Here is a 25,470-nt window from a genome sequence, read left to right as displayed (position 1 = left end):
GGTCCCCCCCCCCCCCCCCCCCCACATCACCAGCGACCTCCACCCCGTTGACCTACCGCGTCCCCGCGGGCACCCGGCCGCTCAGGCATCAGTGGCCGCCGTTGACCACGGCGCCCTGGACGGCGCCGGGGTGGACGTTCCACTTGGTGAGGATTTTCTCGTAGCTGCCGTCGCGGATCAGGCGGTCCAGCGCCTTGGCGATCACGTCCCGCAGGGCGGTGTCGTCCTTGTTGAAGGTCAGGCCGTACGGGCTGGTGCTGAGCTGGGTGCCGGTGAGCTCGAAGCCGGTGTCGCCCTGAGCGGAGTGGGTGTTGTATTCCGCCACCGGGTAGTCGTTCAGGTCGGCGGCGGCCGCGCCGGAGGCGACTTCGGCCAGGGCCTGCTGGTCGGTGTCGAGCTGGTGGATCTCCAGCGGTTTGGCGAGCTTGTCACAGGCCGCCGTCTGCCGGGCGGCGATCCCGTCCTGGATGGTGCCGCGCTGGAGCGCCACGGTGTGGCCGCACAGATCGTCCAGCGAGCCGACGTGCAACGGGTTGGGCTTCTTGACCAGGATCGACGTGCCGGTGATGAAGTAGTCCACGAAGTCGACCCCCGGGCCGGTCGGCCGGCCGTTCTCGTCCACCCCGTCCTGGCGCTGCCTGGTGTCGATGACCGCCGACATCGCGAGGTCGAGCTGCCGGCTCTGCACCGCCGGGATCAGCCTGTCGAACGGCAGGTCCACGAACTCGACCTTGAGCCCGAGGTAGGCGCCGACCGCGGCCGCCAGCTCGGGGTCGAGCCCGGCCGGAGCGCCACCGCCGTCGGTGAAGTCGACCGGGGCGTAGTGGAGGTCGGAGCCGATCCGCAGCTTGCCGGCGGCCTTGACGGACTGGGGCAGCCGGGCCCGCAGGTCGACGGCGCTCCGGGCGCCGGGGGAGACGGTGCTGCCGCAGCCGGTGGCCAGGAGGAGGCCGCCGGCCCCGAGGGCGGCGGTGGCGCGGGCGCGTGAGGGCATGGCGAACGTGTACACGGTGAAGGGGACTTCCTGAGGGAGGGAAGGTGGAGGGGGTCACGCCACCGGGCCGCGGGGGTAGCGCGGCAGGTCGGGCCTCGTCCAGTCGCCCTCGTCGGTCGCGGAGGGATGTACGCGCGACCAGCTCGGCTCAGGCCCGCCACGGAGACGGAACCCGGATCATCGCACCCCGCCGCGCCGCGTCGCACCCGGGGGTGGCTACCCGCTGGTAGTCGCAGCGCGGATACGCTCTTGTCCCACCGCCGCGCGGCTGGCTAGCTTGGGCCCGCAACGGATCACGGTACGGATCTTCGTACGGAGCAGGGGAGCGGCGCGGGATGACCACGGGTTGGGCCGGGCGGACGGCCGTCGAGATCGCGGCGGCGGTGCGGCGGGGGGAGGTGACGCCGCGGCAGGTGGTGGCCGACCACCTGGAGCGGATCGCCGCCGTGGACGGGCAGGTCGGGGCCTTCCGCAAGGTGCTCGGCGAGCGGGCGCTGCGCGAGGCCGAGCAGCTCGCGGCCCGGCCGGATCTCGCGGAGCTGCCGCTGGCGGGCGTGCCGGTGGCCGTGAAGGACAACCTTCCGGTCGAGGGCGAGGCCACCCGGCACGGCTCGGCCGCCACCCACGACACCCCGGCAGCCGCCGACCACGAGACCGTCCGCCGCCTGCGGGCCGCCGGAGCCGTGGTGATCGGCCTGACCCAGGTGCCCGAACTCTGCGTCTTCGGCACCACGGACAGCGTCTACGGCACCACCCGCAGCCCCTGGGACCTCTCCCGCAGCGCGGGCGGCTCCTCCGGCGGCAGTGCCGCGGCGGTCGCGGCCGCGATGGTGCCGATCGCCCTCGGCAACGACGGCATGGGCTCGATCCGCATCCCCTCCGCCAACTGCGGCGTCCTGGGCCTGAAGCCCGGCCGGGCCGTGGTCCCGTCCGGGCTGGGCGCCGACGGCTGGTTCGGCATGTCCGAGAACGGTCCGATCGCCACCACCGTGGCGGACGCGCGGCTGATGTTCGAGGTGCTGGCCGGTGCCGCCCCGGCGGCGGACGCGGCCGGCCCGCTGCGGATCGCGCTCTCGATCCGCTGCCCCACCCCCGGCATCCCGGTGGCGCCCGGCTGCGCGTTCGCGGTCGGTGACACCGGCCGGGTGCTCGTCGCCGCCGGGCACCACGTCTCCCACGCCGAACTGCCCTACCCGGCCTGGCTCGGCGCGGCCTCCGTCGCCCGCTGGCTGGCCGGCACGGCCGCCGACGCCGCCGGGCTCGACCGGGCCCGGCTCGCGCCGCGCACCCGCACCCACGCGGCGCTCGGCCGCCTGGTCGCGGGGGCCGGGCTGGTCCGACCGGGCCAACAAGACGCCTGGGAGCGGCGGTTGGAGACCTTCTTCGCCGACCACGACGTGCTGGTCACGCCCGCGCTGGCCCGCACCGCCCCGGCGGCCGAGGCCTGGCACGCCCGGGGCTGGGCGGCCAACGTGTACTCCAACATCCGCTACGCGCCGTTCAGTCACCCCTGGAACCTGGCCGGCTGGCCCGCCCTGGTGCTCCCCGGCGGGGACCACCCGACCACCACCGCCCGGATGCCGCTCGCCGTCCAACTCGTCGGCCCACCTGGCTCGGAGAGCCGCCTGCTCGGCCTGGCCGCCGACCTCGAGCAGCGCCGCCCGTGGCTGCGCACCGCCCCGGCGGTGACCGGATGAGTGCCGCCCTGACCGAGGCGCTGGCGGAGACCGCCGCGCTGCTCGTGCCCCAGACCCACCTCGACTGGTCGGTCAACGCGGGCCCGCTGGAGTGGAGTTGCCGCCAGACGGCCGCCCACCTCGCGCACGACCTGCTCGCCTACGCCGGGCAGGTCGCCAGCGGGGCACCCGACGGCTACCTGCCGTTCGATCTCACCGTCCACCCCGAGGCCACCCCGGCCGAGACCCTCGCCGTGGTGGCCGCCGCGGGCCGCCTGCTGAGCACGGCAGCGGCCGCCGCCGCCCCCACCGACCGGGCCTGGCACTTCGGCCCGTGCGACCCGCCCGGCTTCGCCGCGATGGGCACCGCCGAGACCCTCCTGCACACCCACGACATCGCCCAGGGCCTGGGCCTGCCCTGGCAGCCCCCGCCCCACCTCGCCCGAACCGTCCTCGACCGCCTCTTCCCCGAAGCCCCGCCCGGCGACCCGACCTCCGTCCTGCTCTGGTCCACCGGCCGCGGCGACCTCCCGGGCCACGACCGGCTGACCTCCTGGGTCTGGAAGGCGGCGGTCGGTTAGGGCGTGTCCTCCTGGTCACGCCGGGCGGCCGCCGCCGGGGCACCTGTTCGTCCCGGCCCCCTCGCCGGTCGACCGCCGCAAGACCGGCAGCACGTACCACCTGATCAGTGACGGCGGCGACACCCCTTCCGCGACATCATCGGCGTCGGCCGGCTCCGCTACGTCGTGGAGCAGACCTTCGCCCAGCTCCACCGGTTCAAGCGGCTCGCCGTCCGTTGGGAACGGCTCCTCGACCTCCACGGCGCCTTCGTCTGACCCGTTCGGTCTGACCGGGTTTCAGATCCGCCAGGAGTCGGCGCCCCATCGGTCAGAGATCGGCATGAGAGTACCGTGGTCCCGTTCCGTCGGAGCGGATCAGGGGAGGTGTGTCATGCCCAACAGTCGGATCATCCAATCGGCGCTGAACGGCGACGCGGAGGAGCTGAGACGGGTCGTCGGACCGGGCGGTCTCGTGTGCGTCGCTCCGGGCCTGTCGAGCGTGTTCGTGGTCCGGACCGCCGCCGACGGAGCGCAGACGGGCACAGTCGCCCTTCCCGGCAGCACCACGTCCGTCCAGTTGCCCAGGTCGTTCCAGGTGCGCCACATCGGTCACGACCGCGAACGCTTCACCCTGACCAGCGCGGACGGGCGGTCCGTGACCGGCACGCCGCGGCAGTTCGGCGCCTACTACAAGGTGATCGCCGAGGAGTACAACCCTTGGTACGAGGAGCACGTCGCGGAAGCCTTTCTGGCGACGAACCTGCTCCCGGACGGCCTGCTCCTGCCTCGCGTCGTGCATGCGGACAGCGACCCGAGGGTGGGCGGGCTCCAGGCAGAGGGCGGGATCACCGGGAGCTCGGTGACGGTGGCGGGGCAGCAGCTGGAGATCTGGTTCGACTGCGCCGGCCCGGAGAAGGTCACCGTACTGCTGCCTCATGCCCGGCGATTGGTGGCCGGCTTCGAGCGCATTCGCCGGGACGGCGCGGAGTTCATCTGGACCGCGTTCGCGGAGGGCGACGAGACCGAGGAGGAGAAGGCCCGCTTCCCCGAGGTCATGACGCCGGAAACGCTGGTCGTCTACCGCTCGGGAGACTTCGAAGTCCATTTCGGTGAGACCGGGAGCCGCTACTTCATGGACGGCTACTGGCCGGCCGTCCAGTACCGCGCCGACATGACGCCCGTCCACGCCACGGTGGAGGCCTGAACACGCCGGGCCCGCGCAGGCTGCTGCACTGGTCGAACTGGTGCAGACACCACCAGTCCACGGCCCGTCGCAGCCACGGGCAGGGCAGCGAAGTCGGGCTCCCGCTCATGGGGCGCTGAGCTCAGGTGAGGTCGAAGGTGACGTTCACGGAGCCGTCCCAGTCCGGTGCCTCCGTAAGTGTGAGGGTTCCATCCTCTGCCTCGCCCACTCGCACCATGATCCCGCCGCGATCCTCGCCGGGAAACGAAATCGAGAAGTGGGGATCCATCTCCATGAGGAAGTTCCAGCCCTCGCGCTGCTTCCGGTCGAGAGTGTTGGCATGCCGACCGGTTGCCCGCCACTCGCCGACCGTGACGGTGATGTCGATGTCGTACATCTCGAGGCAAGTCGAGTGATTGGCCCACCATTCGAGGCGGCCCTGACCCACGTATCGATCCATGAGCACACTATGCACGGTGCCCGGGCCGGGCGGTCGAGCCGAAGGGCCCCGGTCAGAGGACGGCTGGACCGGGGGTCGGTGACGACGGGTTGCTACGCGAGCCGGACCGTTGGCCAGACGCGTTCGCGCCGCCCGCCGACGCGGACCCGGCGCCCTTCTTCCGTGTCAGGGCCCACGAACAGGCACTCACGTCACCGCCCCCATGCGCCGGATTGCACGTCAACAACTCTCGAGTGCAAGTCTTTTCGATCTCCGACGGAAAGGAGCCGTTGCCGGGCCGCTCAGGAACCAGCCGATCAAAAGCACGACAGGGGCACCGAGAACTGCCATGCCAAGCAAGGGGCCGTCATCTCCGACAACCGCCAACGTCAGCGTCTCGGCAAGGTATGCCCCAGCTGCCGCAGCACCGGCCAGCATGCTCCGATGCGCGTCACGGTCCCAGACCGTCGGCGGTGACAGAGCCAACGCTGTCCCCATGGCTGCACCGGGCAGCAGCCCCGCAGCCGTTCCCAGGACGGCAAGTGCCATGGCGGTACCCAGCGAGACCCCCGCCTCTGACACCAAGAAGGCAGCAACCAGAAGGGCCGGAACGGCGCCCGCCAACCCGCCCAGCGCGACTCCGAACGCCACAACCTTCGATCGGACTCCCACATCTCCCCCTAACCTGAGAGCGACCCTACCCCGGACTCCGCTCGCTGCACCGGAAGGGGCCTTGCCTCAGGCGCCACACGGACCAGGGCTCAGAAGTTGGTAGAAGGGAGCCGTCGCCGCAAGGTCGTTGATGCGCTGCCGGGCGACCGCAGAGTCGATCCTCGCCGGTCGCCGGTCTGCCAGGCGGCCCGCTGGCGCAGCGAGACCCGGTTGCCGTCCGGGTCCGCCGTCTCGATGCGGATCCCGAAGCCGTAGTCCTCCGGCTCGGGCCGGTCGAAGACCACGCCGCGCCCCCGCAGCACCTCGAAGTCCGCCCGCAGATCGTCCGATTCGAGCAGCACCGGCCCCGGCGCGACGCCCTCGGACAGCCCGGCCGGCTGGCGCGCGGCGGGGGCGTGCGGCCAGAGGATGATCTCTGTCCGGCTGCCGGGGACGCCGACGGTGAGGAAGCGTCCGTCGGGGCCGGGGAAGTCGATACGCTTCTCCAGGCCGAGCCGGTCGGTGTAGAAGGCGAGCGCGCGGTCCTGGTCGGTGACGTAGAGCGTCACGTACATGATGTCGGTCAGCATGGCGGTTCCTCCGTCTGTCGGGCTGGGTCGCCTGTCTGACGGATCCCGGCCGGGAGTTGTGACAGGCCTCAGCGCACCGCCGCCCAGAAGGAGCGCTCGTACGCCTGCAGCAGCCGAGCCGCCTCGGCGGCGTCGTCCGCCGATTCGCCTTCGTCCAGGGCGGTTCGGAGCAGGGCGAGGGTGGTGGGCTCGAAGTCGGGCGGGAGCTCGGCGAAGAAGCGGAAGAATGCGGCGGCCTCGGGGCCGTACTCGTCACCGACGGTGTCCGCCAGCCGCGCGCAAGTGACCGACCAGCTGGGGAAGTTGGCCAGAAGTGCGAGCACCGTCTGGCTCAGCGTGCCGAACTGGGCCAGCCAGGCCAGGTAGTGCGGGTAGCACTGGGCGGCCGGAGCCGGGCGGTAGGCCGCGAGCTCCTCGGGCGGGAGGCCGACCGCGGCGGCGTACGGGCCGAGCAGGCCCAGCGCCTCGCCCTCCCCGGCCGCGAGCCCGAGGAAGAACGAGCCCGCCGGGCCGCGCTCCGCGAAGCGGGCGGCCAGCAGCGCGAAACTGCGCCGGTCACTGCGGATGATCCGGTACTCCTCACCCGCGATCCGCCGCAGCACCGCCGCATCAACAGAGCCCAACTCCGACGCACTGGAACCTAGTTCGATGCGAATGCGGTCGTACAGCTCACGCGCGCTGGTAGCGGCCAAGGCGACCTCCGGGGACAGGCGGCGGACGACCCCCACGCTACGGGTGCCGCCCACCGCCGTCACCGCGCCACTCCGGACCCTAAGGCAGTCGGAAGGTCCCGACGATGCTGGTCGCGCCGAGGACGGACGGCTCGATGGCGGCCGTGACCTCTTTGTAGGTCAGGCCCGGCTCGGGCAGGGTGGGGACGGAGAGGGCGTAGAGGGTGAAGACGTAGTGGTGGACCTGGCCGGTGGGCGGCGGGCAGGGGCCGCCCCAGCCGGCCCCGGGCAGACCGTTGACGTCGAAGCTGTCGGCGCCCTGGGTGAACTGGAGCGTGCCGTGGCCGTCGATCTGGTGGGCGGCGCCGGGGATGTCGTAGAGCACCCAGTGGTGCCAGCCGCCCGCCAGCGGGGCGTCCGGGTCGTTCACCAGCAGGGCGTAGCCGGCGGTCCCGGCCGGGGCGCCCAGCCAGTCCAGCTCGGGGGCGAGGTTCTTGCCGTTGCACCCGGTCACGTCCGGGTAACCGCCGTACTCCGTCCAGGCGGGCAGCCTGCCGCCGTCGCGGAAGTCGGGGCTGGTGAGGGTGAAGGGCCTCGGTCGGGTCTGTGAAGCCGTGGCCGGGCCGGTGAAGCAGGCTGCGACGGCCAGTGCGGCGGCCGCGACCGCCGCGGTGCGCAGGGCAGGCAGGCGTGAGGTGAGCAACGGATCCCCCGTGGCTCGTAGTTGAGTGCCCGTCGGTAGTCCCGGGCCACAGTAGCCAAGCCCGGCCCGGGGGCGGCGTCAAGGGAAAGGGCGCCGATCGGGCAGGCCAAATCGATACATGTCCATGCCATCGATTTGGCGAAACGTTGACCAGATCGCGGGAGAGTCATGACAGAAGCCGACTGTACGGTCTGCGCATGCCCCCTCACCTGCGCAGGCCGGGTCTCCCGGTCCTCCCGTACCGCAAGCCGACGCTCGGCCGGGACTACTGGGTCTTCGACGACGTGCTGCCCAACGTGGACGAGGTCCGGGCCCGCTGTCTGGCCAAGGACGACTGGACCGAGGGGTACCCGCACAAGCCCGAGAGCTGGCCCGGGCTGCGCACCATGCCCGGGCTGGAGCCCGCCGAGATGGCCCGGGTGGAGGCGCTGGTGCGCAAGGCCACCGGCGCGCAGAAGCTCTGGGTCCAGGAGGCGCCCGGCGGTGGCGGCATCCTCAACCACAACTGCATCCAGGTGGTGGGGGAGAAGGAGTGCGAGCCGCGCCCGCACACCGACTCGCGGGCGCTCTGCCGGTACGCCGCCGTGCTCTACCTGACCCCCGGCGCCCCCAAGACCACCGGCACCAGCTTCTACCGCCAGTCCATGCCGGGCGGCCTGCTCGGCGGCAACCTGGTCCAGGCGCCGCACACCAACCTGGTCGAGGCGCTCGGCACCCGGTTCGTCCCGGCCGACTCCTTCACCGAGGACCTCGCGGTGCCCAACAAGTACAACCGCCTGCTGGTCTACCACGCCAACCTGATGCACACCGCGACGGCCTACTGCGGCTCCACGCTCGACGACAAGCGGATGACCGCGGTCTTCTTCTGGATGGCCTGAGCGCCCGCCGCCCTCGCCTGAAACGCCGTCGGTCCCCACCGGGACCGGCGGCGTCTCCCGTCAGGCCCAGCCGGCCGCCCGTACGCCGAACCACTGCTCCGCGCCGAACTCCTCGAACCGCTCCCGCTCGGTGAAGCCCAGCCTGCCCGCGAGCCGCATCGAGGGGCCGTTGGCCGTCTGGGTGCAGAGCACCACCGGCTCGCCGGGCAGCGCGCCGCCGCACCACTCGAGCACCGCCGCACACGCCTCGGCGGCGTACCCGGCACCCCAGGAGTGCGGCAGGAACACGTAGCTGAGCTCGACCTCCCCGCCCTCGGGGCGCAGGTGCCCCGGGCGCTCGGCCCCGCGCCGGTCGAGTGTCACCTGACCGACCATCTCGCCGGCGAGCTCGACCACGAACATCCCCGGCCGCCGCCCCGGAACCTCGGGCACCGCCCGCTCCAGCTCCTCCCGGGGCACCGCGCCGCCCAGGTAGGTACGCACCTCGGGCGAGGCGAACAGCTCGATGAACGCCGGACGGTCCCGGCCCTCGGCTTCGCGGAGCACCAGCCGCTCGGTCCGGACCGGGGCAGGGGGCCAGACAACCGCTCCTAGATCAACCATGGCGTCCAAGCTACCCCGCCTTCCGTGCGGCGACACGGGTTCCGCCCGGAAGGGGCGGCCTTGATCGTGCCGGGAGGGTCTGCTTTGCTGGCTACGGTTCGACCAGGGGGAGCAAGAACGTCATGGAGACAGCCGACCACCCGTCAGAAGCGGGGAACAGCAACGCGGACGAGGTCCGGGAGCCGATACGGCAGGAGGCCGGCGTGCCCGTCGGCCGGGCCGAGACGCCCCTCGCGATCGCCTTACGGCGGGCGGCCGTCACGCTGCTGCTGCTCGCCCTGGCGCTCGCGCTGGCCGGCTTCCACCACCCCCGCCCGCTGTACGGGCCGCCCGCGCTGCTCGCCCTCGCCGCCGTGGCAGGCCTGGGCTGGAGCCTCGCCGTCCGGGCCGCCGGCGCGGCGGCGGTGCCGCCCTCCGCGGCCCCGAGGCCGGCTGTCGTACCGCCCCCGCCGGCGCGGCTGCCACTGCCCCGGCCGGGCGCCGGATGGCGGCACCGCACCTATCTGGCCACGCTCGTCCTGGTCGCACTCTCCGTGCTGGCCTTCCTGCCCAGCAACGCCGAGGACAGCCGCTACCGGGCGTTCCAACGGGCGGGGGCCGCCGTCACGCAGGGGAGGATCGCCCAGCGGCCCGAGCACCAGCACACCGTCGACCACCCCGGCGGGGGGAAGAACCAGCAGCGCTACCAGCACTCCACCGCCGACCTGCTGGTCACCCTCCCGGGCCCGGGAGGGCGGCCCGAGCTCGTGAAGGTGCACGGCGCCTCGGCCGACACCATCTTCACCCGCGGCGGCACCGTCACCGTCCTGTACGCGCCGGACGCACCCTGGCTCGGCGGCGTCGTGGACGACTCGGAGGACCTCTCCGCCTACCTGCCCGGCATGTTCCGGCCGCCGGCCGCGCCGGTCACCGCGCTGCTCGGCGTCTACGCCTTCGTCATGCTGGGCTGGATCTACACCGTGCTCAGCCACCGCGGCCGGGCCAAGGCGAAGGTGGTCGCCGCCGACAGCGCCGCCGGGCCCGTCCCGGCCGTCCGGGCCCGCGTGGTGAGCGCCGTCCGCGAGGACGTCACCGGCCCGGGCAACCGCCCCGGCACCGCCGTCGTCAGCTCCGAGCACTGGCTCGAACTGCGCAGCGGCACCACCACCGTGCGCCTGATCCTCAGCGACCCGCACTCCGGTCCCTTCCTCGCCCGCCGCCTGGAGGGCTGTGAGGGCTGGCTGGTGGCCGCCCGCCGCTGGCGGCTCGTCAAGGACCACCAGCCGCTCGCCTTCGTCACCGACACCGGCGAGGTGGTCTGGGGCGAGGCCCGCAACTACGGCCCCGGCTTCCCCGGGCTGTTCGGCGCCGAACGCCCGGCCGGCGCCCCGGGCCCCGAGACCACCGACCCGACCCGCCAAGTCCGCCTCGCGCCCCGCGTCGTCCACCCCGGCTGGACCACCGACGGCCTGACGGCCCTGCTCCTCGCCCTCACCCTGCTGGTCTCCGCCCCGACCTTCCTCACCGCCTCCCGCCCCTTCGACCACCCCTTCAGCTACGGCGCCCCCCTGCTCGTCGCCGCCCTGGCCGCCCACGCCCTCGCCTGGCGGCGCCACACCCGCCGCCTCCCCTGGCGGGTCCGCACCGTCGAGGCGTACTGAGCCTGCGGGAGCGTCCTGTGACGGGCCGGGAACGGGTCCGTACCCTCGGCCCATGAGTCCTGCCGGTACGAAGTACCGATCGAGCGCGCGGCTCCGCCATTCGGGGTTCTCCGAATGTCGGGCTGGCTTTTCGGCCGTTGGCATGAGTTAGCATCATTGGCGTTTCCATTTGTCTACCATCTATCGCCAAGGGGTGCGCGCTGTCTGCCGTCGCGCGTCGGGTCGGTTATCCACTGCTGTTGCTGGGAGTGCTGTCCACGGTCGTGGCGGCACTGCATTTCCACTGGGACCTCGACCGGGTCAGCGCCTTGGTGCTGTGCGGTGTCATCGGCTACCTCGCGGTGCTGGAGCGCGTGATCCCCTATCGCACCGACTGGTGGCCGAGCCGACGTGAACTCGGGTGGTACGCCGTCTACTTCCTGCTGAGCATGGTGGGCGGCGCGCTGGCCCAGGGGCTGGTGACCCTGGTGGTGGGCGCCGTCGCGACGCCCGGGCCGGGGCTGCCGCTGGCCGCGCAGATTCCGCTCGCGCTGCTGGTCGGGACGCTCGGCGACCATCTCGTCCACCGTTTCTCGCACCACCGCCCATGGCTCTGGCGGCTGCACGGCGTGCACCACGTGCCACCGAAGGTGAATGTCGCCAACAATGGCGTTAATCATTTTCTCGACGTTTTTCTCGCCCAGTCCGCCGTGCAGATCTCGCTGGCCATCATCGGATTTTCCAAGGAATCCGTCTTCGCTGTCGGAATGTTTCTCCTGGCCCAGGGATATTTCGTCCACGCGAACATCGACGTCTCCCTCGGCGTGCTCGGCCACGTCCTGGCCGGGCCGGAGCAGCACCGGTTGCACCACAGCACCGACCTGGCCGAGGCCGGCCACTACAGCTCGGACCTCGCGCTCTGGGACCACGTCTTCGGCAGCTACACCTGGCATCCGGGGCGGGTCCCGCGCTCCGTCGGACTCGCCGATCCGGTGTCCTTCCCCACCACCGGCGAGCTCGCCGCCACGCTGCTGCACCCCTGGCGCCGGATGCGGACGCCCGGACCGTCCGTCTGAGCCACGCCCGCCCCGACTGCTTCCGCGTGCGCCGTCCCCCGCCCGCGCCGTCCCCACCCCCCCGGATTGGACCATGACCATCTCGCCACCCACCATGCCCAGTGAGCGGATCGCGATCGTCGGGATCGGCTGCCGGCTGCCCGGCCACGCCAACGACCACCGGTCGTACTGGCGCAATCTGATGGAGGGCCGGGACTGCATCGTCCCCACGCCCGCCGACCGGTACGACGTCGCGTCGCTGGGCACCCGGGACCGGGCCAAGCCCGGGCGGCTGGTGGGCGGCCGGGGCGGGTACATCGACGGCTTCGACACCTTCGACCCGGCGTTCTTCGGCATCAGCCCGCGCGAGGCCGCCTACATGGACCCGCAGCAGCGCAAGCTGCTCGAGGTCACCTGGGAGGCGTTGGAGGACGGTGGTCTGCGGCCGGCCGAGCTGGCCGGCCGGGAGGTGGGGGTGTACGTCGGGGCGTTCACCCTGGACTACAAGATCCTCCAGTTCGCCGACCTCGGCTTCGAGACCCTCGCCGCGCACACCGCCACCGGCACCATGATGACGATGGTGTCGAACCGCATCTCGCACTGCTTCGACTTCCGCGGGCCCAGCATCTCGATCGACACCGCGTGCAGCTCCTCGCTGGTCGCGGTGCACCTGGCCTGCCAGAGCCTGATCGGCCGGGAGACCGAACTCTCCGTGGTGGGCGGCACGTTGCTGCACATGGCGCCGCAGTACACGATCGGCGAGACCAAGGGCGGGTTCCTGTCCGAGGACGGCCGCTCGCGGGCGTTCGACGCCGAGGCCAACGGGTACGTGCGGGCCGAGGGCGTCGGCGTGGTGATCCTCAAACGGCTGGCGGACGCGCTGCGCGACGGTGACCCGGTGCACGCCGTGATCATCGGCAGCGGCGTCAACCAGGACGGCCGGACCAACGGGATCACCGTGCCCAGCGCGGACGCCCAGGTCTCCCTGATCGAGCGGGTCTGCGCCCGGGCCGGGGTGGTGCCGGGCAGCCTGCAGTACGTCGAGGCGCACGGCACCTCCACCCCGGTCGGCGACCCGATCGAGGCCTCGGCGCTCGGGCGGGTGCTGTCGGTGGGCCGCCGGCCGGGGGAGCGCTGCTACGTCGGGTCGGTGAAGACCAACATCGGGCACACCGAGTCCGCGGCCGGTGTGGCCGGGCTGATCAAGACCGCGCTCGCCCTCAAACACCGGCGGATCCCGCCGCACATCAACCTGGAGCGGCCGAACCCCGCGATCGACCTGGCCGCCCTGCCGTTCGAGTTCCCGCGCACCGTGGTCGACTGGCCCGAGCACGACGGCCCGGCCCGGGCCGGCGTCAACTCCTTCGGCTTCGGCGGCACCAACGCGCACGTCCTCCTCGAGGCCCCGCCCGGGCAGGAGCCCGCGGCGCCGGCGGCTCCGCCGAGCTGGACGGTGCTGCCGCTGAGCACCCGCGACCCGGCCGGGCTGCCCGAACTGGCCGCCGGGATCCGGCGCGAACTCGCCGCCGGAGCAGTGCTCGCCGACCTCGGGCACACCCTGGCGCAGCGCCGCCAGCACCTGCCCGAGCGGCTGGCCGTGGCCTACTCGGACCGGGAGTCGCTGGACGAGGCGCTGGCCGCCCACGAGCGTGGCGAGCCGCACCCGAGGGTGCTCCAGGGCCGGGCGCGGGAGCGACAACACCGCCGACTGGCCTGGGTGTTCACCGGCATGGGCCCCCAGCGGTGGGCGATGGGCCGCGAGCTGCAGGAGAGCGAACCGGTCTACCGCGAAGCCGTCGAAGCCTGTGACCGGGAGATCCGGCGGCAGGCCGGCTGGTCGCTCCTCGACGAACTCGCCCGCGGCGAGGCCGAGTCGCGCATGGCCGAGACCTGGCTCGCCCAACCCGCCAACTTCGCCGTGCAGGTGGGGCTCGCCGCGCTCTGGCGCAGCCGCGGTGTCCACCCCGACGCGATCGTCGGCCACAGCACCGGCGAGGTCGCGGCCTTCCACGAGGCCGGGGTGTACGACCTGGCCCAGGCCGTGCGGGTGGTGCTGCACCGCAGCCGGCTCCAGCACCGGCTGGCCGGCACGGGCACCATGCTCGCCGTCGGCCTGGCCGAGGCAGCGGCGGAGCGGCGGTCCCGCCCGTACCGGGACAGGGTGTCCCTGGCGGCCGTGAACGGGCCGAGCGCGGTCACCCTCGCGGGCGAGGCCGACGCACTGCGCGAGCTCGCCGAGGAGTTGCGGCAGGAGCAGGTCTTCGCCAAGTTCCTGGACGTCGAAGTCCCGTACCACAGCGTGCGGATGGACCCGATCCGGGAGGAACTGCTGGCGGCGCTGGCGAGCCTCGAGCCGGCCGAGGCGCGGGTGCCGCTCTACCTGACCGCCGCCGAGGCGCGCGCCCGCGGCCCGGAGCTCGACGCCGCGTACTGGTGGCGCAACGTCCGGCACCCGGTGCGGTTCCGGGCCGCGATCGAGCGGATGGCGCGGGACGGCCACACGCTGTTCCTCGAGCTCGGCCCGCACCCGGTGCTCGGGCACGCCATCCGCGAGTGCCTCGACAGCGCCGAGGTGCGGACGCTGGCGTCCGTCCGGCGGCACCAGAACGAGCCCGAGCACATCGCCCGGACGCTCGCCGAACTGCACACCCTCGGCGTCGACCTCTCCTGGGCCGCCCTGCACCCGCCCGGCCGACCGGTGCCCCTGCCCTGCTACCCCTGGCGCCGGGACAGGTACTGGACGGAGCCGCGCCCGGTCGAGCAGGTCCGGCTCGGCGAGTTCGACCATCCGCTGCTCGGCCGCCGGACCGCCAACACCCAGCCGACCTGGGAGAACGCGCTGGACGTCGAGAAGCTGCCCTACCTCCGCGACCACCGGATCGAGGGCAACGTCGTGTTCCCGGCGGCGGGCTACCTGGAGATGGCCGCCCAGGCCGTCCGGGCGCTGACCGGCGGCACGGACGTGGTGCTCGCCGAGGTGGAGCTCGCCCGCGCGCTGGTCCTCCCGGACACCGAGCCGACCAGAGCCCAGTTCTGCTTCGCCCCGCAGGACGGGCACTTCACCGTGGCCACCCGGGCGGCCACCGGCGATCCGGTCGTGCACACCACCGGACGGATCCGCACCGGCCAGCGGCGCGACCACGGCCCCGCGCTGGACGTACCCGCCGTCCTCTCGCGCGGCACCCGCCGCGACGGCGCCGAGTGCTACCGGGAGCTCGCCTCGCACGGCTACCACTACGGCCCGGCCTTCCAGGCGGTCCAGGAGGTGTGGACGGCCCCCGGCGAGGCGCTGGCCCGGATCAGCCCGACCGGCGCCGACGCCGCCGGCCACCACGCCCACCCGGTGCTGCTCGACGCGTGCTTCCAGACCCTGCTCGCCGCCCGGGTGCTCCAGGCCGAGGAGGCGGGCCGCGGTGTCCGGCTGCCGGTGTCGATCGAGGAGGTACGGCTGGGCCCGATCGGTGACCAGCCGCTCTGGGCCCACGCCACCGTCACCCGCGACACCGGGGACGAGCTGGTGGGCGACCTCGCCCTGTACGCCGAGGACGGCACCCCGCTCGGCCGGATCACCGGCTTCCGGGTGGCCGACGTGGCCCGGGCCGCCGCCTCCGTCGGCCTCGCCACCATCGACAGCTGGCTCAGTGAACTCGCCTGGACCGAAGCCGAGTCGCCCCGGGCGGAGGCCGACCACGGCGACCTGGTGCTGCTCGCCGACGGCGGCGGGTTCGCCGAACGGCTGGCCGCGCGGGCCGCCGGGCGCGGCATCCGCTGCCACCTGGTCAGGCCCGGCGACGGCTACCGGCCCACCGGGGGCGGCTCCACCGTCCGCCCCGACTCGGCCGAGGACTTCACCCGCCTGCTCGCCGACCTCGGCCCCGCGTTCCGCACCGTCGTCCACCTCTGGAACCTGGACCTGCCCCGCCTCGACGCCACCGGTCGGAGCGACCTCGACCACCTCGCCACCCTCGGCGCCTACTCGCTGATCGCCCTCGCCCAGGCCCTGCCCGCCGCCCGTCCGGACGGACGGCTGCACATCGTCACGCGCGCCACCCAGGCGGCCGTGCCCGAGGACCGGGTCGAACCCCTCGGCGCACCGGCCTGGGGGCTCGGCCGAGTCCTGTGGCAACAGGAACTCGTCGGCCAGCGCGGTAAGTTGATCGACCTCGACGGAGCCGCCGCCGGGCCCGAGGAGACCGAGGCGGTGCTCGGCGAAGTCACCTGTGCCGACGAGCAGGAGATCGCCCTGCGGGCCGGCCGCCGCCTCACCAGCCGGCTGCGCCCCGTCCAGGGCCTGACCCGCCCGCTGCCCCCGGTGCTGCGGCCCGACGGCAGCTACCTGGTCACGGGTGCCTTCGGGGCGCTCGGCCGGCTGCTCTGCCGCGCGCTCGTCCGGCGGGGCGCCCGACGGCTGATCCTGCTCGGCCGCACCGCGCTGCCCGGGCGCGCGCAGTGGCCGCAGGCCGAGCCGGGCGGTGCGAGCGCCGAACGGATCGCCTTCCTGCGGGAGCTGGAAGCGCTCGGCGCCGAGGCGGTGGTGGCCCCCGTCGACGTCACCGACGAAGCCGCCCTCGCCGCGTGGCTGGCCGGCCACCGCAGCCGCGGGCTCCCGCCGGTCCGGGGCGCCTTCCACCTGGCCGGGCAGGTCCGGGACACCCTGCTGCCGCAGATGGACCGGGCGGCCTTCGACGCCGGGTACGCGCCCAAGGCCGTCGGCGCCTTCCTCCTGCACCGGCTGCTCCGGGAGGAGCCGCTGGAGCACTTCGTGCTGTTCGCCTCCGTCGCCTCGGTGCTGACCACCGCCGGCCAGGCCAACTACGCGGCGGGCAACGCCTTCCTGGACGCGCTGGCCCACCACCGCCGGGCGGGCGGCCACCCCGCGATCAGCCTGGACTGGGGCCCCTGGGCGACCGGAATGATCGAGGAGCTCGGCCTGGTCGCCCACTACCGTGACGCGCGGGGCATGAGATCCCTCCCGCCCGAGGCCGGCGTCGCCGTTCTCGAGCGGGTGCTCGGGCAGGACCACGCCCAGCTGCTGATCACGACCGTGGTCGACTGGCCGGCCTTCCTCTCCTGGTACCCGGAGCCGCCGCCGCTGGTCGCCGACCTGGCGGCGAGCGCCACCGAACCCGCCCGCACCGCGACCGGCGGCTTCCTGGACGCCTTCCGCGCGGCCGACCCGCAGGCCCGGCAGGCCCTGGTGGCCGAGCGCTTCGCGGCCGCCGTCGCGAGCGTGCTGCGGATCGGCGCCGACCGGATCGACGAGCGCACCAGGCTCGGCGAGCACGGCCTGGACTCGCTGCTCGCCATGGAGCTGCGCGCCCGCGTCCACGGCGAACTCGGTGTCGCCCTGCCGGTGGTGGCACTGCTGGGCAACGGCCCGGTGGGCGACCTGGTGAGTCTGCTCCTCACCGGCCTGGCCGAGCAGGCGGCCTTCGACGGCGCCCTCGAACCGGCGGCCGTCGAGCTGTACACCGACGAGCGGTGCTACCCGCTCACCCACAACCAGAAGGCCCTCTGGTTCCTCCGGCAGCTCCACCCGGACGGCTTCGCCTACAACATCGGCGGCGCCGTCGAGGTCCGCACCGCCATCGACCCCGGGCTCTTCACCGAGGCCTTCCGCACCGTCGTCGCCCGCCACCCGGCGCTGCGCTCCTCGTTCACCACCGAGGAGGGCCGCCCGGTCCAGCGGATCCGGGAGGAGGCGCTGGTCGACACCGCCCTGGTCGACGTCGAGGGCAAGCCCTGGGCCGAGGTCCAGGAACTGATCGTCGCGGAGTACCGAAAGCCCTACGACCTGGAGCACGATCCGCTGGTGCGGCTGCGGATGTTCCGGCGCGGGCCGCAGCAGTGGGTGCTGATGAAGGCCGTCCACCACATCGTGTCCGACGCGATCTCCACCTTCACCTTCATCGAGGAGCTGTTCGAGGCGTACGAGGCCCTGCTGCAGGGCCGGACCCCCGAACTCCCGCCGGTGCCCGCCCGCTACCTGGACTTCCTCAACCAGCAGAACCGCTTCCTGGCCGGCCCCGAGGCCCGCCGGATGCTCGAGCACTGGCGGAGCCGGCTGCCGGCCGAAGTCCCGCTGCTCGACCTGCCCACCGACCGGCCCCGGCCGGCCGTGCAGACGCACAACGGCGCCTCGGTCTTCTTCCAGCTGGACGCCGGCCTCAGCGGCCGGGTGCACGAGCTGGCCCGCGCGCACAACGCGACACCGTTCATGGTGCTGCTGGGCGCGTACTACCTGCTGCTGAACCGCTGGTCCGGGCAGGACGACATCATCGTCGGCAGCCCGGTGGCCGGCCGCTCCCAGGAGGAATTCGCCTCCGTCTACGGGTACTTCGTGAACCCGCTGCCGCTGCACGTGAGCCTGGCGGGGGAGCCGACCGTCGCCGAGCTGCTGGCCAGAGTCCGGGAGACGGTGCTCGGCGGGCTGGACAACCAGGAGTACCCGTTCGTGCTGCTGGTCGAACAGCTGGGGCTCCAGCACGACCCCAGCCGCTCGGCGGTGTTCCAGGCGATGTTCATCCTGCTCACCCACAAGGTGGCGGTCGAGCGGGCCGGCTACCGCCTGGACTACATCGAACTGCCGGAGGAGGAAGGACAGTTCGATCTGACCCTGTCCGCCTACGAGGACCGCGCCGACGGCCGCTTCCACTGCGTCCTCAAGTACAACTCCGACCTCTTCGACGCTTCGACCGTCGAGCGGATGGCCGGGCACTACCGCAACCTGCTGGCGGCGATGGCCGAGGCCCACACGCAGCAGCCGGCCGGCCGGCTGCGGATGCTCGGCGAGGACGAACGGAGGCGTGTGCTCACCGAGTTCAGCGGCGCCGGGCGCACTCTCGACCACGACGTGCCACTGCCCGACCTGGTGGCCAAGGCCGCCGCCGAGCACCCCGAGGCCGTCGCGGTGAGCGCCCCCGGCCCGCTCGGCACCCGGCGGCTCAGCTACGGCGAACTCGACCACCGCGCCCAGCGGACGGCCGGGCGGCTGCGCGAACTCGGGGTCGGGGAGGGCTCGGTGGTCGCGGTCTGCCTCGAGAAGTCGCCCGAACTGATCACCACCCTGCTCGCGGTCTGGCGAGCCGGCGCCGCGTACCTGCCGCTCGATCCGGGGTACCCGGCCGACCGCCTGGCCTACCAGGTGGCCGACGCGGGCGCCGCCCTGGTCGTGGTCGACCAGACGCGGCCGGCGCCCCCCGGGCTGCCCGCCGCGCTGGTCACCCTGGAGGACCTCGAGATGCCCGCGGCGCAGGAGATCCCGCTGCCGGCCGCCGACCCGGACCGTCCCGCCTACGTGATCCACACCTCCGGCTCCACCGGCCGGCCCAAGGGCGTGCAGGTCTCCCACCGCAGCCTGGCCGCCGTCACTGCGGGCTGGCGCGCCGAGTACCGGCTCGACGCCGACGCCCGGGTGCACCTGCAGATGGCCGGGACGGCCTTCGACGTGTTCACCGGCGACCTCGCCCGGGCGCTCGGCTCCGGCGGCACGCTCGTCCTGGTCGGCCGCGAGCTGCTCTTCGACACCGCCCGGCTCTACCAGGCCATGGTTGACGAGGCCGTGAACTGCGGCGAGTTCGTACCGGCCGTGGCCCGCTCGCTGCTCGCGCACTGCGAACGCGAAGGCCTGCGCCTGGACTTCATGCGCCTGCTGATCGTCGGATCGGACCTCTGGAAGGCCGGGGAGCACGCCCGGCTGCGTGCCCTGTGCGGGCCGGACACCCGGGTGGCCAACTCCTACGGCCTGACCGAGGCCACCATCGACAGCAGCTACTTCGACGGGCCGGTGGCGGAGCTGGAGCCGGGGCGGATGGTGCCGATCGGCCGGCCGTTCCCGAACAGCGAGCTGTACATCCTCGACCGCCACGGCGAACCCGTGCCGCCGGGTGTACCCGGTGAGCTGTGGGTCGGCGGCGCGGGCGTGGCGGACGGCTACCCGAACGACCCCGGCCGGACGGCCGAGCGCTTCGCCGTCCTCGACCTGGACGGGCCGGTGCGGCTCTACCGCACGGGCGACCTCTGCCGCTGGGACGCGCAGGGCACCGCCCACCTGCTCGGCCGGATCGACAACCAGGTCAAGGTCCGCGGCCACCGGATCGAGCTGGGGGAGATCGAGGCGCACCTGGCCGCCCGGCCGGAGCTGTCCCAGGTCTGCGTGACGGCCCGTCAGGACGCGGGCGGCGAGTACGCGCTGTGCGCGTACTGCGTCCCCGCCGAGGGCGCGGGCCTCAACCGGCGGGAGCTGCGGCGCAGCCTGGCGGAGCAACTGCCCACCTTCATGATCCCCTCCTACTTCATGGAGCTGCCCGCGCTGCCGCTGACGGGCAACGGCAAGATCGACCTGGCCGCCCTGCCCGAGCCGGGCGCCGACACCGGCGCCGAGCCGTACGAGCCGCCCGTCACGCTCTACGAGACCCGGATGGCCCACCACTGGCAGGCACTGCTCGGGCTCGAGGAGGTCGGCCTGCAGCACGACTTCTTCGAGCTCGGCGGCAGCTCCATCCGGCTGATCGAGCTCATCCACCACCTGCGGGCCGAGTTCAACATCGGCATCCCGGTGAGCCGGCTCTTCAAGGCCACCACCCTGCACGGGATGGCCCGTACCGTCGAACAGATCATCACCGGCGAGCTCGAAGGCGCGGAGCCGTACCTGTGGTTCAACCCGGCGGCGCCGCAGGAGAGCACGGTGTGCTGCTTCCCGCCGGCCGGCGGCCACGGGCTGGTCTACCGGCAGCTCGCGCCCCATCTGGCGGGCCGGCGGATCGCCGCGTTCAACTACCTGACCGGGGACGACAAGGTGGCACGGTACGCGGATCTCGTCGAGGAGCTGCACCCGCAGGGCCCGTGCGCGCTGCTCGGCTACTCGCTCGGCGGCAACCTCGCCTTCGAGGTGGCCAAGGAGCTGGAGGGCAGGGGCCGGGAGGTCGGCGCCGTGGTGGTGCTCGACTCCTACCGGACCGCCGAGGCGCACCCGCTCGGCGAGGAGCACCTGACCGCGTTCGAGCGGGAGCTCCACGACCACCTGCGCCGGCACACCGGGTCGGCGATCGTCGCCCGCGAGAGCGTCGAACAGGCCCGGGAGTACCTGGAGTTCAGCAGTCGGACCCCGAACCTCGGCACCGTGGCCGCGCCGGTCACCGTGGTCTGCGACCAGGACGGCCTGGCGTTCCACAGCAGTCGCGAGCCCGGCAGCTGGCACGGCGTCTCCACCGCCGGCACCGTCGTGCACCGCGGGCACGGCCGCCACGCCGAGATGCTCGACGGCGAATTCGCGGCGCGCAACGCCGAGTTGGCCCTGGCCGGGCTGTCCGGGGGCGTGGCCGATGGCCGGGCGTGACCACCGGCCGGCCGGCCGCCCCCAGGTGATCATCATCGGCGCCGGGGTCGCGGGCCTGGCCACCGGCTGCTACGCGCAGATGAGCGGCATGCGGACGCGCATCTTCGAGAAACACGTGCTGCCGGGCGGCTGTTGCACGGCCTGGTCCCGCGAGGGGTACCTGTTCGACTACTGCGTCGACTGGCTGATCGGCACCGCCCCGGGCGCAGGCGGGCACCAGGTCTGGCGCGAACTGGGCGCGTTGGACGGCAAGAAGGTCACCGAGTTCGAGACCTTCAACCGCGTGATGGACGAGCACGGCCGGGCCGTCACCTTCTACCGCGATCCCGACCGGCTGGAGCGCCACCTCCTCGAGACCTCCCCGGCCGACGCGGCCCTGATCCGCTCCTTCTGCCGCGATCTGCGCCGCTTCGCCGCCCTCGACCTGCCGTGGGAGCTCACGCCCCCGCCGCTGCGGACGGCGGCCGAGCGGCTGCGCACGGCCCGCGCCGTCCTGCCGGGGTTCCGGCTGTTCTGGCGCACCGCCACCACCCCGATGCGCGCCTTCGCGGACCGCTTCCAGGACCCGCTGCTGCGGCGGGCCCTGCCCAACATGTTCCTCCAGGAGCCGGCCGGCTTCCCGCTGCTGCCGTACCTGTACACGCTGGCCGCCGCGCACAACGGCAACGCCGGTTTCCCGCAGGGCGGTTCGCTCGGGCTGGCCCGGTCGATCGAGGAGCGGTACACCTCGCTGGGCGGCGAGATCGGCTACCGCTGCCGGGTGGAGCGGATCCTGGTCGAGGACGGCCGGGCGGTCGGGGTCCGGCTGCGGGACGGCACCGAGCACCACGCCGACCACGTGGTCTCCGCCTGCGACGGCCCCACCACCGTCGACCGCCTGCTGGAGGGCCGGTACACCAGCCCGACGACGGATCTGCTCTTCCGCGAGCTGCTCGACCGGCCCGGAAACCTCTACCCGGCGGCCGTCTCCGTGTTCGCCGGGATCGACGGCCCGCTCCCGCCCGGCGAAGCGCACAGCACCACCTACCTGCTCACGCCCGAGCAGGGCGCCCGGCTGCCGGGCGCCCTGCAGAACAGCCTGGTGGTGCAGCTGCGTTCACAGTACGCGGAAGGGTTCGCCCCCGCCGGCAAGTCGATCATCCACTGCATGTACTTCAGCGACTACCCGTCCTGGCGGGGGCTGCGCGACACCGACCGCCGGGCCTACCGGGCCCGGAAGGAGCAAGTGGCAGTGTTCGTAAGGGAGTTCCTGACCAGGATCCACCCGGCGCTCGCGGGCCGGATCGAGCTGGTGAGCGTGGCCTCGCCGGTCACCACCGAGCGGTTCACCGGCAACACCTACGGCAGCATCCTGGCCTGGCAGGCGTTCTCCGAGGCCGAGGACGCCGTCAACCGGCTGGTCGGCAAGGAGCGGATGCGGCTGCCCGGCCTGCGCGGCTTCTCGATGGCGGGCCAGTGGGTCGGCATGGGCGGGCTGATCCGCGCGGCGACCAGCGGCCGGTTCGCCGTCCAGTACCTGTGCCGGGAGCTCGGTCTGGAATTCCGGGCCTGGCCCAGCGACAACCAGGAGCCCTGGCACCCCGGCAAGTGGCGCCGGCTGCCTCAGCCCGACCGGGCCGTGGAGACGATGGGAGCAGCGGAGTGAGCGTGGCGACGACCAGGCCCGACATGGTGATCATCGGCGGCGGCCTGAGCGGGCTGTCCGCCGGCTGCTACGGGCGGATGAACGGCTACCGCACCAAGGTGCTCGAGATGCACGAGATCCCGGGCGGCTGCTGCACCGGCTGGGAGCGGGGCGATTTCACCTTCGACCCCACCGTGAGCTGGCTGCTCGGCAGCGGCCCGGGCAACGAGATGCACCAGATCTGGCTGGAGCTCGGCGCCCTGCAGGGCAAGCGGATGCGCAACTTCGACGCCTTCAACGTGGTGCGCGGCCGGGACGGCCGGGCGGTGTACTTCTACTCCGACCCCGACCGGCTGGAGGCCCACCTGCTCGGCCTCTCGCCCGCCGACGCCAAGCCGATCCGGGCGTTCTGCGCCGACCTGCGCAGGTTCCGCCGCTGCCTGACGCTCTACCCCTTCCTCACCCCGGTCGGGCTGATGAGCCGCTGGGCCCGCTGGCGGATGCTGGCCTCGTTCGTGCCGTACCTGAACCTGATCCGCCGCACGCTGGGCACCCTGATGGCCGACTACAGCACCCGGTTCCAGGACCCTCTGCTGCGCGAGGCGTTCAACTTCATCCTCTACGAGAAGCACCCCAACTTCCCCGTCCTGCCGTTCCACTTCCAACTCGCCGCCCACGAAGGCCTGTCGGCCGGTGTGCCCGAGGGAGGGTCGCTCGGCCTGGCCCGCTCGATCGAGGCCCGCTACCGCCGGCTCGGTGGCGAACTCGTCTGCAACACCAAGGTGGTGGAGATCCTGGTGGAGGACGACCGGGCGGTCGGGGTGCGGCTGAGTGACGGGTCCGAGATCGCGGCGGACATCGTGGTGTCGGCCTGCGACGGCCGTACGACGGTGATGGAGCTCCTCAAGGGCCGCTACCTGAACGACGCCTACCGCCGCCTCTACACCCACTGCGTCGACCAGCGGGACCAGGTGTTCCCCGGCTACGTCGCCGTCTTCCTCGGCCTGCGCGAGCCCTTCCCCGTGGGTGACCCGTGCACCACCTACCTGCTCGAGGAGGAACTCGCCGCCCGTCTCACCGGGATCCGGCACCCGAGCATCAACATCCAGTTCCGCAGCCGCCACTACCCGGAGCTGTCGCCGCAGGGCACCGGAGTGGTCTTCGCCAGCTACTTCAGCGACATCGCCCCCTGGCGGGCGCTGAGCACCGGCCCCGAGCAGGCCGCCCGGGTCCGCCGGGGCGAGGAGCTGCACACCCTGCCGGTCGGCCGGGGCCGGGAGTACCAGCGGGAGAAGCGCCGCGTCCGGGACGCGGTGGTCGAGGTGCTCGAACGGCACCACCCGGGCATCCGGAGCGCGATCACCGTCAAGGACGTCTCCACCCCGCTCACCCAGCTCCGCTACACCGGCAACCACGACGGCTCGGTGCTCGGCTGGCAGCCGTTCATGGAGAGCGGCGACACCATGGAGGAGGAGGTCAAGCGCAACGGCCCCGGCCTGCCCGGACTGCGGAACTTCTACCTCTCCGGCGTCTGGGCCACCACCGGCGGCCTGATCCGGGCCGCCGCCTCCGGCCGGCACCTGCTGCAGTTCATCTGCCACGAGGAGGGCCGTCCGTTCACCGCCACGCTCGACGACAGCGGCCCGCTGCCCACCCATCTCGTCGACCCCGTCGGCCAGTTCTGAGGAGTCCGCCATGACATCGGTGAAGATCGAGAAGTGGATCGTGCAGGAGCACGTCGAGGGGGCCCCGGACGTCGACCGGATGTACCGGAAGGTGGCCGAGGAGGTGGAGGTGCGACTCGCGGCGGACGAGATGCTGTTCAGGACCCGCTACGTCTCCGTGGACCCGTACCTCCAGGGCATCGCGCTGGACACGCCGCTGGGCGACCACATGGGCGGCGACTCGGTCATGGAGGTGGTCGAGGCGGGGCCGGACGCCCGGTTCGCGGTGGGGGACTTGGTGCACGGGTTCGGCGGCTGGCGCAGCCACGTCATCGGCAACGGCCAGGCGTCGCCCTGGCAGACCGGGACGTTCCCGATGGTCTTCCCCGCGTACCGGCGGCTCGATCCGTGCGACTACGACGAGGTGCTGCCGCTGTCGACGGTGCTGGGGATCATGGGCGGCTCGGGCATGACGGCCTGGGCCACGGTCACGAAGTTCCTGGACGTCAGGCCGGGCCAGACCGTCCTGGTGGCCGGCGCCTCGGGATCGGTGGGCACGCTGGTGGGCCAGCTGGCCAGGCAGCGCGGCGCCCGGGTGGTCGGCACCACCGGTTCGCCCTCGAAGGCGGCCCGGCTGCGCGAGCTGGGCTTCGACGCGGTCGTGCACTACCGGGACGGTGACGACGCCGAGCGGCTGCGCGCGGAGCTGGCCGAGGCGGCGCCGGAGGGCGTGGACCGGTACTTCGACAACCTGGGCGGCACGCTGACGGACGTGGTGTTCACCATGCTGAACATCGACAGCCGGGTGGCGGTCTGCTGGCAGTGGGCGAGCCAGGTGGGCGGGGACTGGGTCGGGCCGCGGCTGCTGCCGATGATCATGTTCCCCCGTACGACCATCCGGGGGATCTTCGCCCCGGAGTGGTTCACCGAGGAGAACTGGTCGGGGCTGCGGGCGGAGGTCGGCGCCCTGGTGCGCAGCGGCGAGATCGCCTTCGACCAGACCGTGCACCACGGGTTCGACAGCATCCCCACCGCCTACCGCAGCCTGTACGGCGACACCACGGCCGGTCTCGGCAAGGTGCTGGTGGCGCTCTGACCCGGGTGGGCCGCCGACCCCCACGGTCGGCGCGTGTCGCGGGGTGCCGTCACCCCCGGCGACCTGGTCGAGCACCAGTGCGGCGCCCAACCCGGCCGCGGCCTTCTCGAGCCCGGCCAGGTCGGCC

16 protein-coding genes are annotated in these 25,470 nt (G+C 73.0%); 10 read left to right on the top strand and 6 right to left on the bottom strand.

Annotated elements, in window-relative coordinates; genetic code table 11:
* Nucleotides 1–88: 88 nt before the first annotated feature.
* Nucleotides 89–994 carry an ABC transporter substrate-binding protein gene (locus ABT095_RS37075; RefSeq protein ID WP_350534021.1) on the bottom strand — a complete coding sequence of 302 codons (906 nt, stop codon included), beginning with the start codon at nt 992–994 and terminating at the stop codon, nt 89–91.
* A 335-nt stretch (nt 995–1,329) separates the two neighbouring features.
* Between ABT095_RS37075 and ABT095_RS37070 the strand changes: the two genes are divergently transcribed.
* From ABT095_RS37070 to ABT095_RS37055, 3 genes are all read left to right on the top strand, one after another.
* Nucleotides 1,330–2,691: an amidase gene (locus ABT095_RS37070; RefSeq protein ID WP_350534020.1), complete on the top strand. Its 1,362-nt coding sequence runs from the start codon at nt 1,330–1,332 to the stop codon at nt 2,689–2,691.
* Nucleotides 2,688–3,251 (top strand): maleylpyruvate isomerase N-terminal domain-containing protein, encoded by a 564-nt coding sequence (locus tag ABT095_RS37065; protein ID WP_350534019.1) that lies wholly within the window; start codon nt 2,688–2,690, stop codon nt 3,249–3,251. Before ABT095_RS37070 ends, ABT095_RS37065 begins: the two co-directional genes overlap by 4 nt.
* 370 nt (nt 3,252–3,621) lie before the next feature.
* Entirely contained in the window at nt 3,622–4,434 is an 813-nt protein-coding gene (locus tag ABT095_RS37055) for a hypothetical protein (RefSeq protein WP_350534018.1), read from the top strand.
* 121 nt (nt 4,435–4,555) lie between these two features.
* On the opposite strand, the gene ABT095_RS37050 is transcribed toward ABT095_RS37055, so the two are convergent.
* The 4 genes from ABT095_RS37050 to ABT095_RS37035 form a co-directional block, all read right to left on the bottom strand.
* Nucleotides 4,556–4,873, bottom strand: coding sequence for a hypothetical protein (locus ABT095_RS37050; RefSeq protein ID WP_350534017.1), 318 nt, complete (start codon nt 4,871–4,873; stop codon nt 4,556–4,558).
* 740 nt (nt 4,874–5,613) lie between these two features.
* Nucleotides 5,614–6,093 carry a VOC family protein gene (locus tag ABT095_RS37045; protein WP_350534016.1) on the bottom strand — a complete coding sequence of 160 codons (480 nt, stop codon included), beginning with the start codon at nt 6,091–6,093 and terminating at the stop codon, nt 5,614–5,616.
* A gap of 68 nt (nt 6,094–6,161) precedes the next feature.
* The gene (locus tag ABT095_RS37040; protein ID WP_350534015.1) at nt 6,162–6,785 is read right to left on the bottom strand and encodes a thiaminase II/PqqC family protein; all 624 of its coding nucleotides are present in this window, start codon (nt 6,783–6,785) and stop codon (nt 6,162–6,164) included.
* A gap of 79 nt (nt 6,786–6,864) precedes the next feature.
* Nucleotides 6,865–7,467 (bottom strand): YbhB/YbcL family Raf kinase inhibitor-like protein, encoded by a 603-nt coding sequence (locus ABT095_RS37035; protein ID WP_350534014.1) that lies wholly within the window; start codon nt 7,465–7,467, stop codon nt 6,865–6,867.
* Nucleotides 7,468–7,664: 197 nt separating this feature from the next.
* Here ABT095_RS37035 and ABT095_RS37030 point away from each other — a divergent pair, with 197 nt between their 5' ends.
* Nucleotides 7,665–8,345, top strand: coding sequence for a DUF6445 family protein (locus ABT095_RS37030; protein ID WP_350534013.1), 681 nt, complete (start codon nt 7,665–7,667; stop codon nt 8,343–8,345).
* Between the two features lie 60 nt (nt 8,346–8,405).
* On the opposite strand, the gene ABT095_RS37025 is transcribed toward ABT095_RS37030, so the two are convergent.
* Nucleotides 8,406–8,948, bottom strand: a complete 543-nt coding sequence (locus ABT095_RS37025) for a GNAT family N-acetyltransferase (protein ID WP_350534012.1) — start codon at nt 8,946–8,948, stop codon at nt 8,406–8,408.
* 122 nt (nt 8,949–9,070) lie between these two features.
* Between ABT095_RS37025 and ABT095_RS37020 the strand changes: the two genes are divergently transcribed.
* The 6 genes from ABT095_RS37020 to ABT095_RS36995 all read left to right on the top strand — a co-directional run bounded on the left by ABT095_RS37020 (nt 9,071) and on the right by ABT095_RS36995 (nt 25,343).
* Nucleotides 9,071–10,588 carry a hypothetical protein gene (locus ABT095_RS37020; protein ID WP_350534011.1) on the top strand — a complete coding sequence of 506 codons (1,518 nt, stop codon included), beginning with the start codon at nt 9,071–9,073 and terminating at the stop codon, nt 10,586–10,588.
* 167 nt (nt 10,589–10,755) lie between these two features.
* The gene (locus tag ABT095_RS37015) at nt 10,756–11,643 is read left to right on the top strand and encodes a sterol desaturase family protein (protein ID WP_350534024.1); all 888 of its coding nucleotides are present in this window, start codon (nt 10,756–10,758) and stop codon (nt 11,641–11,643) included.
* Between the two features lie 73 nt (nt 11,644–11,716).
* Entirely contained in the window at nt 11,717–20,959 is a 9,243-nt protein-coding gene (locus ABT095_RS37010; RefSeq protein WP_350534010.1) for a non-ribosomal peptide synthetase/type I polyketide synthase, read from the top strand.
* A complete protein-coding gene (locus tag ABT095_RS37005; RefSeq protein WP_350534009.1) occupies nt 20,946–22,604 on the top strand; it encodes a phytoene desaturase family protein in 1,659 nt (552 codons plus the stop codon). The genes ABT095_RS37010 and ABT095_RS37005 overlap by 14 nt, the downstream gene beginning before the upstream one ends.
* A gap of 23 nt (nt 22,605–22,627) precedes the next feature.
* Nucleotides 22,628–24,268: a phytoene desaturase family protein gene (locus ABT095_RS37000; protein ID WP_350534023.1), complete on the top strand. Its 1,641-nt coding sequence runs from the start codon at nt 22,628–22,630 to the stop codon at nt 24,266–24,268.
* A 19-nt stretch (nt 24,269–24,287) separates the two neighbouring features.
* Nucleotides 24,288–25,343 carry a zinc-binding dehydrogenase gene (locus ABT095_RS36995; protein WP_350534022.1) on the top strand — a complete coding sequence of 352 codons (1,056 nt, stop codon included), beginning with the start codon at nt 24,288–24,290 and terminating at the stop codon, nt 25,341–25,343.
* Nucleotides 25,344–25,470 lie beyond the last annotated feature (127 nt).

It is taken from the genome of Kitasatospora sp. NPDC002227 (assembly GCF_040296285.1).
Lineage (GTDB): Bacteria > Actinomycetota > Actinomycetes > Streptomycetales > Streptomycetaceae > Kitasatospora.
This window is presented reverse-complemented; position numbering and strand designations above follow the sequence as displayed.